Consider the following 18,564-nt stretch of genomic DNA (forward strand, 5'->3'; position numbering starts at 1 on the left):
TGTTGGCAACGCTTTTGCTGGCCGGGACGGCGATCGCGCAGGATGTGCCGCGACCAACCGGAGGCGGCGGCGAAGACGATGGCGGCCGTGTCGTCGGCGGGGAGGACGCGCCGCTGGGTAGCGCGCGTTTCCAGGCCGAAATCTATTGGACCGTAGCTTTCTCCGAAGAACAGGTGCGCGAGGATCGCCAGCTCCGCTTCGGCGCGCCGGGCAAGCTTTATCTTGCCGACAAGGCACCTTGGGATCTCGCACACCATTGCGGCGGCGCGGTGATCGCGCCCGATTGGGTGCTGACCGCCGCGCATTGCGTCGCGGGCTCGCCCAAATATCCGTTTCTGACCACGCGCCGCGTTCGGCTGGGAACGCAGGATTTGACCCGGGGCGGGGCGACGTACCAGATCGACCGCGCGGCGATCAACGCCAATTGGACGAAGGACGGCAAGCGCGACGACATCGCGTTGCTGCACATCGTGCGCGACGCGCAGACGGTGGCGATCGACCCCGCGCGGATCGTGCCGATCCGGCTGATCGGGACATTGCCGAATGATCGCATGACGGCGCCGGGTGACGAGGTGTCGGTCACCGGCTGGGGCAAGACCAAGGTGACCGGCCGCAACGATGGCCAGCTGGCGCGCGACGGCACGGTCAACAAGGGCAGCCCGATCCTGCAAGTGCTCAGCCCGCTTTACGTGATGGACAAGGCGCAATGCGCGCAGTTGCCCGATTATGCCGGCCGCTTGTCGTCGGGCAGCATGTGCGTCGGCGCGCGTGAAGCGGGCAAGGACAGTTGTTCGGGCGACAGCGGTGGCCCGCTGACTCGCGTACAGGGGCGTGACAAGGTTCTGGTCGGGCTGGTCAGCTGGGGCGTCGGTTGCGGATTGCAGGGCGTGCCCGGCATCTACACCGACACCAGCCAGTATCTGTCGTGGATCGAACGCGCCAAGCGCGTCCCCGCCGGAACGGTGACGCCGGTCGGCTGATCATGGCGCGTATCTTCATCTCCTATGCGCGCGCTGACCGTGAACAGGTCGCGCCGATCGCCGATGCGCTCGCCAAAGCCGGGCACGACGTGTGGTGGGACACGCTGATCGACGGCGGCACCGCCTTCGCCAAAGAGATCGAGACCCAGCTCGCCAGTGCCGACGCCGTCGTCGCGGTGTGGAGCAAGACGTCGATCGAATCCGATTGGGTGCGTGACGAAGCGGCGGCGGCGCGCGGGCGCAAATGCCTGGTCCCGGTCAGCCTCGATGGCAGCGAGGCTCCACTCGGCTTTCGCCAATATCACACCATCGGCTTGTCGAAATGGCGCGGGCGGGCCGACGCGCCCGAAATGGACGCGCTGCTGCGCGGCATTGCCAGTTGCGGCACCGGCCTGATCCCGCTCAAACAGCATGAACCCCGCCGCCAGCCGGTCGTCTCGCGCCGCAATCTGTTGATGGGCGGCGGTGTTGCGGCGGTCGCCGCGGCATCGGGCGCGGTGTGGTGGTTGCGACCGTTCGGCCAGGGCAGTTCGGGCAATTCGGTCGCCGTCCTGCCGTTCAGCAACCTCAGCGGCGATCCGCAACAGGCCTATTTCTCCGACGGCCTGTCCGAAGAAGTGCGTTCGGCTCTGTCGCGCAACGCGCGGCTCAAGGTCGCGGCGCCGACATCCTCCAACGCCTTTCGCAACAGCGATCAGGATGCCCGCGCGATCGGCGGTAAACTGGGCGTCGCGTTCCTGCTTCAGGGCAGCGTGCGCCGCGCCGGCGATACCGTGCGCGTCTCCGCCGATTTGATCGACACCGGCAGCGGTTTTTCCAAATGGAGCCAGACCTTCGACCGCAAGCTGACCGACATCTTCGCGGTGCAGAGCGAGATTGCCGGGACGGTGGCCCAGGCGCTGGACAGTGCGATGGCGCCGGGCGACGCCGGTCCGATCGGCGGCACGACGGACGTCGCCGCTTACGAAGCCTATTTGCGCGGGCGCGCGTTGCTCGATCAGCCGACGGGTGAAACCAGCGACCGTGCCGCGCTCAAACTGTTCGAAACCGCCATCGCCGCCGATCCCGATTACGCCGCCGCCCGCGCCGCGCGATCGCGCGCGCTGATCGTGATCTCCAGCCTGTGGTCGACGACCGGCCAGCTCGACGGCCTGACCCGTGAGGCGGTGGCCGAGGCACAGCGCGCGATCAAGCTCGCCCCACAGCTGTCCGACGCGCAATCGGCGCTGGGCTTCGCGCTGGCTTATGGCCGCCTCGACGTGCGTGGCGCGCACGCCCCGTTCGAAGCCGCGCGCCGCACCGGACAGGGCAATGCCGACGTGCTGGTGCGCTATGCCCAATTCGCCACGCGTACCGGCGATTTCGAGGCAGCGCGCACGGCCATCGAACGCGCGCTCACCCTCGACCCACTCAACTCGCGTGCGTGGCGGGTCCAGGGGGCGTTGTTCTACGCCCAGAAACGCTTCGCCGAATCGATCGCCCCGGTGGAAAAGGCGCTGGCACTCAATCCCAAGATCACGGTCGCCAGCGCGGCGATCGGCGATGCGCTGATCCTGTTGGGACAGCCGGAGGCGGCTTTGGCGCGCTACCGTGCCGAACCGGGTGCCTCGTTCCGGCTGGCAGGGCTGGCAATCGCGCTGCGGCGAACCGGTGATACACTGGGCGCCGACGCCGCGATGCATGACTTGCTGGCGATCGGGGACAGCGCTTCGTACCAGCAGGCCCAGGTGCGCGCGCAATGGGGTCAGCCCGATGCTGCACTGGATTTGCTCGATCGCGCCTGGCGCACGCGCGATTCCGGATTGCTCTACTTGCGTAACGATCCAATGATGGACAGTCTGCGCGCGAATCCGCGGTTCACTGCGCTGTTGCGGGATATCGGATTCGCCTAAAGGGAGGTGGACGATGAAGAAGCTGGTTCTTTCGATCGCGCTGGGTGGGGCGGTCCTGACGATGGCGGCCTGCAAGAAGCATGACGCCGCAGCCGAGAATGCCGCAGCCAACGTCGCTGACGCGAATGCCGCCGACATGGCGACCGACGCCAATGCGATGGGCATGTCCAATGCGGGTAGCGCGGAGCCGATCGACAATGCGGCCAACGCAGCGATGTCGATGGAAACGACGACCAACAACAGCGGCGACCGGGAAAATAACGGCGATCGTAAGTGAAGTGACGCGGGGCGAGCCAGTGGCTCGCTCCGCCGTCTAACCCGGCGCGGCTTAGCCCGGAAGCGTCAGCGGTCTTGCATGATAGGTGTGCAGCCAGGTCGCCAGATCGCGCGTCAATAAATCCGCCGCGCGCCGTGTTCGCCGCGTCAGCGTGTCGAAGTCGAGCGCATCGGCCGCGATCACCGTCTTGAGCGTCACCAATTGCGCAGCAAGTCCCGCGCTGCGTTCGCTGGTTCCCGCCAAATCGCCTTGCATCCGGATGCCGTAAATCGCCGCGCCGATCGCTGGCAACGCGGCGCTGATGATCGTCGCGGCGAGGCCCACCGGCTTGGCGACATGCTCGAAGGTTTCAGGATCGAATGCGGCGGCGAGTTTGAACACCAATATCAGGACGCAGACCGCCGCCGTGGTGATGAACAACGCGCCGCCCAATTTGTGCAGCCGATGTTCCAGCCGATGCATCCGTGCCGCATCGCCCCGCAAATAGCCAATCTGGTCGTCGATCAAATGGGTCAGCGCGCCGCGCACGCATTCGAGGTAGTTCGCATCGACGCGAACCGTTGGCAGGCCGATTTGCCGCGCAGTGGCGCGCGCATACCAGCCCACCCAGCCGCGCTGCGCCGAAGCCTCGGCTCTCAGATCGAGATCGCCGAGCTGCGCACCGATGGTCAGCACGCGCAGCCGTTCGGCTAGGTGGCGATGATCCAGCCAGCGGCGATGCCATTGCGCACGGTTGCCCGCACGGGTCACCAGCAGGATGGCACCGATCACGACGACCTCGCTGGCGATCAGCAGCGGCTTGAGCGCCGGCGGCAGGACCAGGCCCATCAGCGACAGGATCACCGCCAGCGCGGCGAAGGTGAAGTTGGTCACATAGCCCGACCGGAACAGCCGGGCGAGCGCGCTGCCGGTCCGATCGGCGGAGACGAAGCGCGGCGTGACGATGCGGGCGAGCACCGGGGAGAAACAGGTTTCGGGCGGCGCCGCGGGCGGCTCACTCACCGGAGCCTTGCCACCGCGCGCCATCGACCGCAGCAGCCAGGGATAAGCGAACGCGAACCAGCGCTCCCGTTCGACCACGCCACTGGTGAAGCGGTCGAGCATCGCCCGCTCGGCCGCCTCGGACGGCGCGGCAAGAAGGTGCGCGATCAATACGGGCAAGCGCTCAAGGCCCGCGCGTGGCACGGTATCGACGGTTTGCTGGCCGAGATCGTGCTCCTCCAACCGGTCCCACAGCAATCTGGGCGGATGCGCCGCCGCGGGATCGATATGGATAACGGGAATGCCCGCGAGCACGGCCTCGGCGACGATCTGCGCCGCGCCGCCGCGTCCGCGCCCCGCGCCGCCGTCCCATACCGCGACGAGCACGTCGCTCTGCGCGAGGACGACCCGACCAACGCGTTCATAGGCCGCGCCGTCATGCGCACGGTCTCCGGGCAGTTCGAACACCGCGCTCGCCGAACTCAGCGCGTCCTGATACTCCGTGCGCTCTGCACCTTCGGCAAAATCCCTCGCAAATTCGTCACGTGCGAAGGGCAGCACGGCATCGAGCAGCCAGCCGCGCGTCAGCCCGGCATGCGCCGCGATCATGTCCGCGCCCTCGGCCAGCCCGGTAATCAGCCGGGTTGCTTCGACGGTGACGTCGGACGTCGCGGTTTCAATGGCCGCGAAGACCTGGACCACCGTCGCGGACAATTCCGCCAGGTCGATATCGCCCAGGCGTTCGAGCCGGTGCCCGGTCACGCCGATGCCCAGCGTCTGACGCGGCTGCAGATCGTCCCCCTCGCTCATCCCTGACGCGCTAGAGGAGGGCCGCGCGACCGGTCAATGGCGGTCGGCGGGCACGAGGTCTCCGCGCACATCGACGGGGCTCGCGGCGGGACGTTCGTTCACGCCGTAATCGCGCGGCCATTCCTTGGGCCGGTGCAACGTGCCGAACAGCCAGTCGAGCAACGGCAGCATCGACGCGAAGTTGCGGTCGATCGGCTCCCCGCGCGTGTGATGCCAATGGTGGAAATGCGGGGAGGACAGCACGTGTTCGAGCGGGCCGAGGCGGATGCGCGCATTGGTGTGGAGCAGGAAACCCCACACCGTGCCGACCAGTACCACCAGGATCGCGGGCAGCGAGTTGGTGCCCGACGTCCCGGCCAGCCCGAGAAGGTACAGCGGAACCAGCCCGCACAGCCGCTCGAACACGAAATCGACCGGATGTGCGCGCGTGTTGACCAGCCAGTCGATCCGTTCCGGGCGGTGATGCACCGCGTGATATTGCCACAGCAACGGCCAGCGGTGCGCGAGGCGGTGGCCCCAGTAAAAGCCGATCTCGCCGACCAGGAACGCCAGTGCCAGCCGCACCCCGAGCGGCAGGCCGGCGACCGCCGCATAATAGCCGCCGGGAACGACCAACTTCGCCGCCGAGACCAGTGCCGCGAGCGGTGCCGCCAGCAGCACCGCGGGGATCAGACTGCTGAGGAAATAAAAGCCGAGATCCTCGACCGTCTCGCGGCGGCGGCGCTTGATCGGGCGCAGCGCCAGCCAGCGTTCGAGCGGCACGAAGATCACCGCGAGCAGCGCCAGCCAGATGGTCAGGCGGAACAGGTCGACGAGCAGGAATCGGATCATGCGCGCACCCTTAACACGAAACAGGGCGCCCCGCGGCAGCGGGACGCCCTGTTCGCATCACTCGTGATTGATCAGGCGTAAACGGTTGTGCTGCGGCGACGGCGGCGTGACGCCATGCCCATCGCGCCGAAGCCCAAGAGCATCAGCGCCCATTGCGCCGGTTCCGGCACCGACAGCGACACGCCGTCGAGCAGCACGAACGGCGGCAGGCCGGCCGGCGTACCGAACGCCATGAAGTTCAGCGTCTCAGTGCTGCTGGTCGGCGAAAACTTAGCGTAGACCGTCTTCCAGCCGACAAAGCCCTGGTCGGGCAAAGCGAAGGTGGCGGTGGTCCGCGTGTCGCCGCCCAACGAATAGATGTAGCGATCGGTCGTCGGACCATGACGGTTCTGCAACTGCGTCGCCGCCCAATAGAATTTCAGCGTGTAGGTCTTGCTGGTGTCGAGCCCGGTGATCACCTGCCCGAAATTGGCGTTATACGCGCCCGCGCCGTCGCCGACGTGATCCGAATCGAAGCCGACGAAATTGCCGCCGTCGGGGCTCGATCCGGTGAAGGACGTGGCCAGCTTGGCGTTCTGGTCGCCATAACGGTTGAAGATCGTCTTGGTCGTCGCGCTGGCGACGTCGTTATAATAGAAATTGATGCCCTGCTCATTGGCATCGGGACCGGTGGCCGACCATCCGGTGACCGCGGTGGAGTTCCCCGACTGAACGCTGAATTCGAAGCCCGCGTAGTTCGAATTGACCGAGAAGCTCGACTGTTCGAAGCTGCCATTGGTGACCAGATTGACCGCCGCATTGGCCGGTGCGGTGACGGCGACGAACGCCGTGGCCGCGAGAAACGCTTTACCGAACATAGAAACCCCCACGAAAATACCCGACGGCACATACATGCCGCCGGGTCGATTTTCAATGCCGACTGTGTCTATGAGACAGCAAACCGTCCCGATACGGGACGGCGTGTTAAGCTGTAACGGTCGTCGAGCGACGCCGCCGCAGCGTCGCGCCCATCAGGCCGAAGCCGCCGAGCATCAGCGCCCATGACGCCGGCTCGGGCACGTTTGCGGTCAGCGAAAAGCCGGTGCCGTCATTGTTGGTGTTGCCCAGCGCGTTGACATAGAAATCGACCGTGTCGCCGGCGTTGAGCGCCAGCGCGGTGTTGACCGCGAACCGGTTGAATTCCGTCGTGCCGAGCGGGCTCGATGCGCCACCGGCGTTCGACGTGTAGCCGACCAGCACGCCGTCGCCGGCGCCGTTCGAGCTGTCGATCCGCGTGAAGCCGCCGTTGAACTTGTACGTCGCGGTCTGCGTCGCGGTGAAGCGAACCGTCGCGGTCGCACCCGGCAACGATTGCATGAACAACTGATCGGTCGGCAGGACGTTGGTGTAGAAAGTCAGCGGGTTGGACGCCGAGATGTTCTTGCCGACCACCGGGAAGGTATAATCGGCGCCGGGGGTGTTGTAGCACGCCAGCCCGGTCGTGCCGACGCAACCGTCCGCGACGAAATTCGGCAACTTGGTAAAGCCCGCACCGGTGCCCGACCCAAAGCTGAACACCGAATTGGCGGTGCCGAAGCTGGTCACGACATTCGCGGCCTGAGCCGACCCGGCGACCAGCAATGCGGTCGCGGCGATAACCTGCTTGAACATAAAATCCCCAATCAACTCAATCAGTTTGTGCCGTTAAGCAGTTGATAACCAAAACACAATGCCCCGCGAACGCGCCGCAGCTCCCCGCGCGTGTCATTTCGAGACGATTGCCTGATTTGCCTGATCGGCGGCGCACCCAAAACGCGAAAAAGGGGGCCGCATCGCTGCGACCCCCTCTTATCGACTATAAGCGTGTGGGGTTTAGTCTTCGCGGTTGCCCGTGAGGAATGCCGGTGCGAATTCGGGCGCAGGGCCTTCGTTGTTGCCGCCTTCGGGCGCGCGGTCGCGACCGCCACCATAACCACCGCCTTCGCGACGGGGACCACGGTCGCCGCCGCCGCCACCACTACGGGGGCCACGGTCACCGCCACCGCCACGCGTGCGGTCACCACGGTCACCGCCACCTTCGCGACGGGGTCCACGATCACCACCGCCGCCGCGGGGACCACGGTCGCCGCCTTCACGCGGTTCGCGCGCCGGGCGGGTGTCTTCCAGTTCGGCACCGGTTTCCTGATCGACGACACGCATCGACAGGCGCACCTTGCCGCGCGGATCGATCTCGAGGACCTTGACCTTCACGGCCTGGCCTTCGCTGACCACGTCGGTCGGCTTTTCGACGCGCTCGTTCTTCATTTCGCTGACGTGGACGAGGCCGTCCTTGCCACCCATGAAGTTCACGAACGCCCCGAAATCGACGATGTTGACGACCTTGCCGTCATACACCTTGCCGACTTCGGCTTCCTCGACGATGCCCTTGATCCAGTTGATCGCGGCTTCGATCTGGCTGAGGTCGGACGAGCTGACCTTGACCAGACCTTCGTCGTCCACATCGACCTTGGCGCCAGTGGTGGCGACGATCTCGCGGATCACCTTGCCGCCGGTGCCGATGATGTCGCGGATCTTCGACTTGTCGATCTGCAGCGTCTCGATGCGCGGGGCATGTGCCGACAGCTCTTCACGGGTGTGGTCGAGTGCCTTGGCCATTTCGCCGAGGATGTGCGCACGGCCTTCGGACGCCTGCTTCAACGCCTGCTTCATGATCTCTTCGGTGATGCCGGCGATCTTGATGTCCATCTGCATCGTGGTGATGCCTTCGGACGTGCCCGCCACCTTGAAGTCCATGTCGCCCAGATGATCTTCGTCGCCGAGGATGTCGCTGATGACAGCAAAGTCCTTGCCTTCGAGGATCAGGCCCATGGCGATGCCCGACACCGGACGCTTGAGCGGAACGCCCGCGTCCATCATCGACAGCGAACCGCCGCACACGGTCGCCATCGACGAAGAACCGTTGCTCTCCGTGATGTCCGACAGAACGCGGATGGTGTAGGGGAACTCGTCCTTCGACGGCAGCACCGGGTGCAGCGCGCGCCAGGCGAGCTTGCCATGGCCGACTTCTCGACGCCCCGGCGCGCCGAAGCGACCGACTTCACCGACGGAATAGGGCGGGAAGTTATAGTGCAGCATGAAGTTCGAATAGCTGAGACCGTTCAGCCCATCGATCATCTGCTCGGCGTCCTTGGTGCCCAGCGTGGTGGTGCAGATCGACTGCGTTTCACCGCGCGTGAACAGCGCCGAACCGTGCGTGCGGGGCAGGAAGCCGACCATCGCATCGATCGGGCGGATCTGCGTGGTAGTGCGGCCGTCGATGCGCTTGCCGTCCTTGAGGATGGCGGTGCGGACGATTTCGGCTTCGAGCTTCTTGACCAGCTTCGATGCGGCCATCTTGTCCTGCGGGGTCGCGTCGGCAAATGCTTCCTTGGCCTTGGCGCGCAGGGTGTTGAGGGCGTTCGAACGCTCGGACTTGTCGGTCAACTTATAGGCCGCCGTGACGTCCTTGCCGATCAGGTCCTTGAGCTTCTTCTTGGCGGCAGACAGATCGGCCTGCTCGGCCATCGGCCACGGGTCCTTGGCAGCCTGTTCGGCCAGGTCGATGATCGCACCGATCACGGTCTGGATGCCGCGATGCGCAAACATCACCGCGCCCAGCATGACTTCTTCGGACAGCTCCTTGGCTTCCGATTCGACCATCATCACCGCGTCGTGCGTGCCCGCAACGACCAGATCCAGCTCGCCTTCGGCAACCTGTTCGTCGGTCGGGTTCAGGATGTACTCGCCACCGACATAGCCGACACGCGCCGATGCGATCGGGCCCATGAACGGCACGCCCGAGAGCGTCAGCGCGGCAGACGCCGCAACCATCGCCAGAATGTCGGGCTCGTTCTCGCCGTCATAGCTCATGACCTGACAGATCACGTTGATTTCGTTGTAGAACCCTTCGGGGAACAACGGACGGATCGGACGGTCGATCAGACGCGAAACCAGCGTCTCCTTTTCGGTCGCGCCGCGCTCACGCTTGAAGAAGCCGCCGGGAATGCGGCCCGCCGACGAATATTTTTCCTGATAGTGGACGGTCAGGGGGAAGAAGTCCTGGCCTTCCTTGACCGAGCGCGCGGCCGTGACGGCGCAAAGTACGACGGTTTCGCCGAGCGTCGCCATGACGGCGCCATCGGCCTGGCGCGCAACTCGCCCGGTTTCGAGCTTGAGCGTCTGTCCGCCCCACTCGACTTCTACAGTTTTCGTATCGAACATTTTATTGTCACCCGGCCGGCCTATCCGGTCGGGGCCTCTAGGTTGGCGAGCAAGCCGGCTCGCCGCCGGTTCGGGGCGCTGTCTGGCCCCATCGGTCCGAAGACCTGCGCCCCGCCGAATTGCGGGACTTAAAGTCGTTTCCTATCCGTTTCGATTCATGATGATTCATGCGCCAATACGGAAAGGGGCGACCGAAGCCGCCCCCTGGAATTACTTGCGAAGGCCGAGCTTCGTGATCAGCGCGGTATAGCGCGACACGTCGCGGCTCTTCAGATAATCGAGCAGCGAACGCCGCTTGTTGACCATCATCAACAGACCGCGGCGCGAGTGATTGTCCTTCGCGTGCGTTTTGAAATGCTCGGTCAGGTTGACGATACGCTCGGTCAGGATCGCGACCTGGACTTCCGGGCTACCGGTGTCGGTCGTGCCGCGGGCGTTTTCGGTGATGATTTCGGTCTTGCGGTCAGCAGTAACGGTCAAAATTCTAGTCCTTCGCGGTACCGAGGTTGAAGCCGCGTTCGACCCGGATCATTCCGGCTTGGGCCATGACCAAAGCGACGGGCGTTTCGCCCAGCTTCGCCAAATGGAGACCATCGTTCGCAACCATTCCGTCCAGCACGCGACCCTGTTTGAGGAAAGCGGCCTGTTCGGGGGTGAGGGGGAGAGCCGGGATACCGTCCAGCCCTGCCTCTAACGGAAGCATCGCCTCCGATATCCGCGCGTCCTTAGCGAATTCGAACAATTTGTCCAGCGTTATCGCCCGGTCGAGGCCGAACGGCCCCGCCTTGGTGCGGCGGAGCATGGTGACGTGGCCGACGGTGCCGAGTGCCAGCGCGATGTCGCGGGCAAGGCTGCGGATATAGGTGCCTTTTGAGACGTGAGCGGACAGGGTCGTTTCGCTCAGTCTTTCGTAGTCCCCGCGCGAGCTGGGGTAACGGATGAGAGAGTGGATGGTGACAGCGCGCATCGCGAGTTCCACATCCTGGCCACCACGTGCGAGGTCATAGGCGCGCTGTCCATTCACTTTCAGCGCCGAATAAGTAGGCGGGACTTGCTCAATCGGGCCGGTGAATTGCGGAAGGATCCCATCGATCTGATCGTCGGTCGGCCGCGCATCGCTAGTCGCGACGACTTTCCCCTCGGCATCGAGCGTATCGGTCTGCGCGCCAAACTGGATCGTAAAGTCATAGATCTTGTCGCTGTCGAGCATTCGCCCGGCGAGTTTGGTCGCTTCGCCGATCGCGATCGGCAGCACCCCCGTCGCAAGCGGATCGAGTGTGCCGCCATGCCCGACCTTGACCTTGCCGCAGCCGGCTTCGCGGAACGCGCGCTTGACCGCTCCGACCGCATTGGTCGAGCCGAGCGCGAGCGGCTTGTCGAGGATGATCCAGCCGTGCATGGCGCGCCGCGCCTAGGTCAAAACCGAGTTTCCGGCAACGAACGAACAAAATTGGCGCGGCACCAGAGATAGGCTCATTTCGGTGACAATATAGCCGATAGTCCCGCTAACCCCTTGCATTTTAATTGTTAGAGCCGACTGTGGTAACAGGGATCAATAGGACAAGCATTCAGGTACATTAGGGGAGGCGGAAAGGAAGTCGATGATGAGCGACCAGGATATTGCCGCAATGGAAGCGCGGATTGCGCAACTAGAGGCGATGCTCGGAGCTCCGAAGCCTCTGGCGTTACCCTATGTTCCGTCAGACCCTAATTTCAAGAACGCGGTGGCTGAAGCCGAAGCTTTGCTTAAGTGAGCGAGCCGTCGTAACAAGATCCTTGGACATAATTTGCTCAACGAACCTGCTTGGCAAATGTTACTGGATTTGTTCGTCCGGCAAGCGAGCGCCACGCAGACTTGCATCAGCAGCGCCTGCATCGGATCGGGGGCGCCCGCGGCAACCGGTCTGCGTTATATCAAGGCGTTCGAGCAGAAGGGCTGGATCATCCGGACCGCCGACCCGAACGACGCCCGCCGGGTCTATCTGTCGCTCAGTGCGGATTTGATGGATCGCTTGACCAATGTTCTGTTGCCGGAATGGGGACCGCCTGACCGCCTAGACTGACGATGTGTTCGTTCAGCGCCACGATGCAACCCGCATGTCCCGCCGCGATCAGGCCGAGATCGCTTTGATCCAGCATAATGACATCCTCGCACCAGCGCGTGGCCATCCGGATCATCTGGTCAAGAGTCATAGCGCGCGACCCGCAAGGCCATCAAAGGCCCGTGCAGCAGGCCGGAACAAGGGGATGGTAATTGCCATGGTGATATCCGTGCGTGACCCGCACCGGATTTCCAGATGCGACGCTCTAACGCCCTGTGAAGTTGGAAGTTTCCACAAAAGACGAAAAGAGTGTTTTTGACCCGACAAACACTGGTGCCGCCTACAGGACTCGAACCTGTGACCCCCGCATTACGAATGCGATGCTCTACCAGCTGAGCTAAGGCGGCTCCCGGCGGGTGGCGCCAGTAACAGGAGCGCCCGTCGCCCGCAAGCCGCGAACCGCCCCAACCAAGGGCGTTAACGGGGCGATAACCAAAGCATGACACTAACCCGTCAGTTTTGATGCGGGGTTTGACGATGGAGCAACTGCCGGTTCTGGGCGGAACGCCGGTGGAGGATGTGCTGGACCTGGTCGATGCCATCGATCCGCCTCCGGCCATCGACAGCAGCGACGAGCGGCGGATGCATGTCCGCGCCTATAATCACTGGGTGTCGTTGCTGCGCGGACGCCAGTTCCCGCCGATCGAAAACCTCGATGCCGCGGGCAATCGCGATTTTGGCGCGCATTCGGTGCTGCTCGATTTCTCGCGCGGCGTGGATGCACCATCGATCGCGTTTCTTGGAGCCGCTCTGGCACGCGAGTGCGATTTCGACGCCGGCGCACACGACTTGTGCGATGTCCCGCCGCGATCCCTGCTGTCGCGGCTGACCGACCATTACATGCAGATCATCGCCAACCGCGCGCCGGTCGGCTTCGAAGCCGAATTCCAGAGTGCTGCCGGACAACAGACCGCCTATCGCGGCATCCTGATGCCGTTTTCGTCGGACGACGAGACCATCGATTTCATCTTCGGGGTCATCAATTGGAAGGAAGTTGCCCCCGCCGCAGAGGCAATGGCCGTACACGCCGAGCTCGATGCGCACGTCCAGGCGGAAGCTGCGCCGCGCGTGCCCGCCTGGCGTGACGGCCCGCATGCCAATGTTGCGGTTCCCGAGCCGTTGGTCCTGGTCGAGGCGATGGAAGATCCCGAGCCGGTGTCGGACGACCTCGCCGACTGGCTGGCTTATGCCCGGACCAGCGCCGATGCGGTCAAGCAGGCCGACGGCCGCAGCCGTGCGGCCTTGTATCACGCGCTGGGCCACGCTTATGATTTCGCGTTGCTCGCCGATGCGCAGCCCGGCACTTTCGCCGAAATGCTGAGCGATGCGGGCATCAAGGTTCAGGCGCGCGCGCCGATGACGCCGGTGGTCAAGCTGATCTTCGGTGCGGATTACGACAAAACGCGACTGACCGAATTTGCCGCCGCGCTGACGTTCGGCAAGCGCAACGGGCTGCTCAAGGGAGGCATGGCGCGCTTCCTCGAATATTTCCCCGGCGGACTAAAGGCCATTGTCGGGGCAGAACGACGCGAGCGTCGTCCTGAGGGAACTCTGCGTCAGGATCGTTTTCGCGAGGCGGCACGCAAGATCGCGACGCAGGAAGTCTTTGTGCTGCCCGGCGATGACGAGTTCGTCGTATTGGTGGCGCGGCGCATCGACCCCGAGCGCGTCGGCATTATCGGTGCCGCGCCCGAGGATCAGCCGCTGATCGACCGTGCGCTCAAATACGTCGCCGCAGCCGAACTCGCCGCTGCGGCGGGTTGAGGTTCCGGCCCGCGCGGCGCATAGACTTCATGACGTCACGGCGCCTGGAGAGGCGCGCCGAGGGAGCCCAATTCAGTATGGCCGATTCCGAGCCGCAGCCGACCCATTCCAATCGCCAATATGATGCTCTGACCGGACAGGTCGGCGACGCCCTGATCGCCGGGGCATTGCCCGGAGAGATTGACGGCTTCGATGCCGAAGAACGCGGATACGCCGCCGAGTTGGCGCTGAAAGCGCTGGCCGAGCGGCGCGCCGGACAGCCCAGCGTGGTGTGCGAAACGGGTGTGTCGGGCGAAGGCCGCCGGCTGATGCGGATGGCAATCGTCAATGACGATCGCCCGTTCCTGGTCGACACCATCGCGGCGACGGTGGCCGATGCCGGGCTGACGATCGATCGATTGCTGCATCCGGTGGTGACGGTGACGCGCGGGGACGGCGGCACGTTGACCGCGATGGGCGGGACGCAGCGCGAAAGCCTGGTCTATCTCGAAGTCGAGCGGCCCGATGCGCGCGACCGGCGCACGTTGGTCGAAAAGATCGAACGCAATCTGGGCCATGTCGCGCACGCCGTGACCGATTGGGAAGCGCTCAAGACCGAATTGGCGGCGGACCGCGACGCGTTGTCGGGAGAGGGTGGCGCACTGCTCGGCTGGCTGCTCGACGGGCATTTCACATTGCTGGGCCATGCCATTTTTGCGGCCGACGGGTCGATGGCGCAGCCGATGGGCATTGCCGGTGAGTTGGGCGACGAATTGTTGGCCAAGGACTCGCGCGCCCGCGCGGCGGTGTTGCTCAAGGATCGCGCCGCGCCGTTGCTGGTCAAATCCAACTGTATTTCGCCGGTGCATCGCCACGCCCCGCTCGACCTGGTGATCGTGCCGCGCGGCGATACGCTGTCGATCCATGCCGGGCTGTGGACCAGTGCTGCGCTCAGCGCGCCCGCGCAGGATGTGCCGGTGCTGCGCCAACGGCTGGCGGAGTTGCAGGCCAAACTCGGATTTTCGCCCGGCGGGCATGCCGGCAAGGCGCTGGCCCACGCGCTCGATGCGTTGCCGCACGATCTGTTGATCGGGATCGACACCGCGAGCCTCGAAACGCTCGCTCTGACCGCGATGTCGCTCGAAGATCGTCCGCGCCCCAAGCTGTTGCTGGTCGAGGATGCGCTGCGGCGGCATTTGTTCGCGTTCGTGTGGTTGCCGCGCGACGAGCTGTCGACCGCGCGGCGTGTCGCCATCGGCAAGCTGGTGGCCGAGGCTGCGGACGGCAAATTGCTCAGCTGGTCGATCGACCTTGGCGATTCGGGTGTGGCGCTGATCCGTTACACGTTCGATCGCCGCAAATCGGGGCGCGATGCCGATGCGGCGGCGCTCGACGCGCAGATCGTGCGGTTGGTGCGCGGCTGGTCATCGTCGGTCGAAGCGGCACTGGCCGAGGGCGGCGATCCTGGTCGCGCGGCGCGGCTGGCGCTGCGTTATGCCGATCAACTTCCGCCGGGTTATCGCCAAGCGGTCGAGGCCGAGGAAGCAGCACGCGATATCGACCGGCTGCACGGCCTGGCCGACGATGCGCCGCGTTCGGTGCGGCTGTACCGCAATGACGAGGACGATGCTTCGCGCCTCCGCCTCAAACTGTACAGCGCCACACCGCTGACGTTGAGCGATGCCGTCCCGCCGCTGGAGAATTTTGGTTTTCGCGTGGTCGAGGAGTTGTCGACCAAGGTCGGCCGCGAGGGCGAATTCGGCAACATCTACCGCTTCGTCCTCGATACGAATGGCGAAGCCGCCGACGTGCTGGCGCGGGCCCACACGGTCGAGGCGACGGTTGCCGACGTTCTGACCGGGGCGTCGGAGAATGACCGCTTCAACGCGTTGCTGACGGCGGCCGAGCTGCCGCCTTCGGCCATCGTGCTGTACCGCGCGCTGTTCCGTTATTTGCGCCAGACCGGCGTGTCCTATGGGTTGGTCACGGTCGTCGATGCGCTGCGCAGCTATCCCGAGATCGCCAAGGCGATCGTCGCGTTGTTCGATGCGCTGCACGGTCCAGCGGGCGGTGACGCCGACGCGGCGCGCGCGGCGATCGACGACGGGTTGACCAAGGTCGCATCGATCGAGGAGGATCGCATCCTGCGCACGTTGCGCGCGGTGATCGAGGCCACGCTGCGCACCAATTTCTTCGCCCCCGCGGCGAAGGAAGCCATCGCGTTCAAGTTCGACAGCGCTTTAGTCCCGGGCCTTCCCGCGCCGGTGCCATGGCGCGAAATCTTCGTCTATTCGCCGCGTGTCGAGGGCATCCATTTGCGCGCCGGTCCGGTTGCACGGGGGGGGCTGCGCTGGTCCGACCGGCGCGACGATTTCCGTACGGAAATTCTCGGCCTGATGAAGGCGCAGCGCGTCAAGAACGCGGTGATCGTGCCGACCGGCGCCAAGGGCGGGTTCTTTCCGAAAATGCTTCCCGATGCCGCGACCAATCGCGATGCGTGGCTGGCCGAAGGGACCGAAAGCTATCGCATCTTCATCCGCACACTCCTGTCGGTCACCGACAATCTGGTCGACGGTAAGGTCGTGCATCCCGAGGGCGTGAAAATCCTCGACGGCGACGATCCGTATTTCGTCGTCGCCGCGGACAAGGGCACGGCGGCCTTTTCAGATGTCGCCAACGCCATCGCCATCGAGCGCGGTTTCTGGCTGGGCGATGCCTTCGCCAGCGGCGGGTCGGTCGGTTACGATCACAAGGCGATGGGCATCACCGCCAAAGGCGCGTGGGTCTCGGTCCAGCGCCACTTTGCCGAAGCGGGCGTCGATGTGCAGACCGATCCGGTCACCGTCGTCGGTTGCGGCGACATGTCGGGTGACGTGTTCGGCAACGGCATGCTGCTGTCGAAATCGATCAAGCTGGTCGCGGCGTTCGATCACCGCCACATCTTCCTCGATCCGAATCCCGATGCAGCAGCGACATGGGCAGAGCGCGCGCGGATGTTTGCGTTGCCGCGGTCGAGCTGGGCCGATTGGTCCGCGCCGGTCAGCGAGGGCGGCGGCGTCCATAGCCGGGCGGCCAAGTCGCTGTTGGTCACGCCGCAGGTTGCGGCAGTGCTGGGCATCGCCGAAGGACCGATGGAGCCATCGGCGCTGATCCGCGCGATCCTGCAGGCACCGGTCGGGCTGATATGGTTCGGCGGCATTGGCACTTATGTGAAGGCGGCGAGCGAGGCGAACGCGCAGGTGGGCGACGCCGCCAACGATGCGCAGCGCGTCGATGCTGAATCCTTGCGCGCGCAAGTGGTCGGGGAGGGTGCCAATCTCGGCCTGACACAAGCTTCGCGGATCGTCTTTGCCGAGCGCGGCGGGCGGATCAACACCGACTTTATCGACAATTCGGCGGGCGTCGATTGTTCGGATAACGAGGTCAATATCAAGATCGCGCTGGCCGCCGACGTCGGCAAAGCGGGCTTCGATATGCCCGCGCGCAATGTGTTGCTGGCGAGCATGACCGACGATGTCGCGCATCTGGTGCTCGAGGATAACCGGCTGCAGACGCTGGCGCTGTCGATCGCGCAGCGCGATGGCGCGAACACCATCCCCTCGCTGGTCCGGCTGATCGGGACATTCGAGGCGAGCGGACGGCTTGACCGCGCGGTCGAGGGACTGCCGGGCGATGAAGCGCTCAAGCGGCGCGCGCAGGACGGGCGCGGCATGACACGGCCCGAGCTGGCCGTGCTGCTGGCCACCGCCAAATTGGCGCTGCAGGAGGCGATCGAGGATCACCCGATCGCCAGTGACAACGGCATGATCGGCGAATTGCTCGCCGCATTTCCGAAACCGATGCAGGACAGCCACCGTGAGGCGATCCTGGCGCACCGCCTGCGTCCGCAGATCGTCGCGACCAAACTCGCCAATCGTATCGTCAACCGCCTCGGCCTGGTTCACCCGTTCGAACTGGCCGAGGAAGAAGGCTCATCGATGGGCGAAGTCGCCGCGGCGTTCGTCGCGGCGGAGCGGCTGTTCGGGCTGCGCGCGACGTGGGACGCGATCGATGCGGCTTCGTTGACCGAGGATGCGCGCCTGACGCTGTTCGAACAGGTCGCTCTAGAAACGCGCGCGCAAATGGCTGATCTGATCCGTGCGGGGCATGGCGCGGACGGGGTCGATGCGACGGTGTCCGCGCTGACGGCCGGCATATCGACGCTCGACGCCGCAGTTGGTGAATTGCTGCAGGATGAAACGCGGGCGCAGGCCGACGAATTCCGCGCGCGGCTGTCGGCGTCCGGGGCCACCGAAGAACTGGTTGGGCGGGTCGTCCGCCTTGCCGAAATGGATGGCGCGGTCGGTCTCGCGGCGCTGGGCGAAAGCGCGCATGTCGATGTGCTCGCACTGACCCGGGCGTTCACGCAGCTGGGTGCGGCACTCGGCCTCGACTGGGCGCAAGGCACCGCGATGCGGCTGGCGCCGACCGATCCGTGGGAGCGTTTGCTGATCGCCGGGCTGGCGCGCGATTTTCAGCAGATGCGGCTCGATTGGCTCCGCCGCGATCCAACGGCCCCGGAAGCGCGCGTCGAAAAATGGCTCGCCGATTGTGCCCCGCGTGTGGCGCAATTCCGCGCGCTGATCGACCGGGCGCGCACCGTCGCGCAGCCGAGCCCGGCGATGCTCGCACAGATCGCCGGACAAGCGCGGGTGCTGTTGGGGCGTTAG

The 18,564-nt window shown here is 65.0% G+C and carries 14 protein-coding genes and 1 tRNA gene; 7 read left to right on the forward strand and 8 right to left on the reverse strand.

Features of this window, described 5'->3' with window-relative positions:
* The first annotated feature begins 2 nt into the window (after positions 1-2).
* Genes ACM9ME_RS11335 through ACM9ME_RS11345 form a run of 3 tightly spaced genes read left to right on the forward strand, consistent with a single transcriptional unit; the run spans position 3 to position 3,149 of the window.
* Positions 3-980, forward strand: coding sequence for a serine protease (locus ACM9ME_RS11335; RefSeq protein WP_415643574.1), 978 nt, complete (start codon positions 3-5; stop codon positions 978-980).
* Positions 981-982: 2 nt separating this feature from the next.
* Positions 983-2,872 carry a TIR domain-containing protein gene (locus tag ACM9ME_RS11340; protein ID WP_415643575.1) on the forward strand — a complete coding sequence of 630 codons (1,890 nt, stop codon included), beginning with the start codon at positions 983-985 and terminating at the stop codon, positions 2,870-2,872.
* A gap of 13 nt (positions 2,873-2,885) precedes the next feature.
* Positions 2,886-3,149: a hypothetical protein gene (locus ACM9ME_RS11345; RefSeq protein ID WP_415643576.1), complete on the forward strand. Its 264-nt coding sequence runs from the start codon at positions 2,886-2,888 to the stop codon at positions 3,147-3,149.
* Between the two features lie 51 nt (positions 3,150-3,200).
* Here ACM9ME_RS11345 and ACM9ME_RS11350 read toward each other — a convergent pair whose 3' ends face one another.
* The 7 genes from ACM9ME_RS11350 to truB all read right to left on the reverse strand — a co-directional run bounded on the left by ACM9ME_RS11350 (position 3,201) and on the right by truB (position 11,409).
* The gene (locus ACM9ME_RS11350) at positions 3,201-4,940 is read right to left on the reverse strand and encodes a hypothetical protein (protein WP_415643577.1); all 1,740 of its coding nucleotides are present in this window, start codon (positions 4,938-4,940) and stop codon (positions 3,201-3,203) included.
* Positions 4,941-4,973: 33 nt separating this feature from the next.
* Positions 4,974-5,771 (reverse strand): sterol desaturase family protein, encoded by a 798-nt coding sequence (locus ACM9ME_RS11355; protein ID WP_415643578.1) that lies wholly within the window; start codon positions 5,769-5,771, stop codon positions 4,974-4,976.
* 71 nt (positions 5,772-5,842) lie between these two features.
* On the reverse strand, positions 5,843-6,628 hold the full coding sequence (locus tag ACM9ME_RS11360) for a PEPxxWA-CTERM sorting domain-containing protein (protein WP_415643579.1): 786 nt from the start codon (positions 6,626-6,628) through the stop codon (positions 5,843-5,845).
* 106 nt (positions 6,629-6,734) lie between these two features.
* On the reverse strand, positions 6,735-7,421 hold the full coding sequence (locus ACM9ME_RS11365) for a PEPxxWA-CTERM sorting domain-containing protein (RefSeq protein WP_415643580.1): 687 nt from the start codon (positions 7,419-7,421) through the stop codon (positions 6,735-6,737).
* 201 nt (positions 7,422-7,622) lie between these two features.
* On the reverse strand, positions 7,623-10,010 hold the full coding sequence (gene pnp, locus ACM9ME_RS11370) for a polyribonucleotide nucleotidyltransferase (RefSeq protein WP_415643581.1): 2,388 nt from the start codon (positions 10,008-10,010) through the stop codon (positions 7,623-7,625).
* Positions 10,011-10,220: 210 nt separating this feature from the next.
* On the reverse strand, positions 10,221-10,490 hold the full coding sequence (rpsO, locus tag ACM9ME_RS11375) for a 30S ribosomal protein S15 (protein WP_415643582.1): 270 nt from the start codon (positions 10,488-10,490) through the stop codon (positions 10,221-10,223).
* A gap of 4 nt (positions 10,491-10,494) precedes the next feature.
* Positions 10,495-11,409: a tRNA pseudouridine(55) synthase TruB gene (gene truB, locus ACM9ME_RS11380; RefSeq protein ID WP_415643583.1), complete on the reverse strand. Its 915-nt coding sequence runs from the start codon at positions 11,407-11,409 to the stop codon at positions 10,495-10,497.
* A 205-nt stretch (positions 11,410-11,614) separates the two neighbouring features.
* Here truB and ACM9ME_RS11385 point away from each other — a divergent pair, with 205 nt between their 5' ends.
* Together ACM9ME_RS11385 and ACM9ME_RS11390 are read left to right on the forward strand one after the other, a co-directional pair.
* Positions 11,615-11,764, forward strand: coding sequence for a hypothetical protein (locus tag ACM9ME_RS11385; RefSeq protein ID WP_415643584.1), 150 nt, complete (start codon positions 11,615-11,617; stop codon positions 11,762-11,764).
* Between the two features lie 57 nt (positions 11,765-11,821).
* A complete protein-coding gene (locus ACM9ME_RS11390) occupies positions 11,822-12,073 on the forward strand; it encodes a hypothetical protein (protein ID WP_415643585.1) in 252 nt (83 codons plus the stop codon).
* 310 nt (positions 12,074-12,383) lie between these two features.
* Here ACM9ME_RS11390 and ACM9ME_RS11395 read toward each other — a convergent pair.
* Positions 12,384-12,459 (reverse strand) — tRNA-Thr (locus tag ACM9ME_RS11395).
* Positions 12,460-12,589: 130 nt separating this feature from the next.
* Between ACM9ME_RS11395 and ACM9ME_RS11400 the strand changes: the two genes are divergently transcribed.
* Both ACM9ME_RS11400 and ACM9ME_RS11405 read left to right on the forward strand, forming a co-directional pair.
* Complete coding sequence (locus ACM9ME_RS11400) at positions 12,590-13,876, forward strand: PAS domain-containing protein (RefSeq protein WP_415643586.1); 1,287 nt, start codon at positions 12,590-12,592, stop codon at positions 13,874-13,876.
* 77 nt (positions 13,877-13,953) lie between these two features.
* Positions 13,954-18,564: an NAD-glutamate dehydrogenase domain-containing protein gene (locus ACM9ME_RS11405; protein WP_415643587.1), complete on the forward strand. Its 4,611-nt coding sequence runs from the start codon at positions 13,954-13,956 to the stop codon at positions 18,562-18,564.

It is taken from the genome of Sphingomonas antarctica, assembly GCF_965137005.1.
GTDB classification, from domain to species: Bacteria; Pseudomonadota; Alphaproteobacteria; order Sphingomonadales; family Sphingomonadaceae; genus Sphingomonas_O; species Sphingomonas_O antarctica.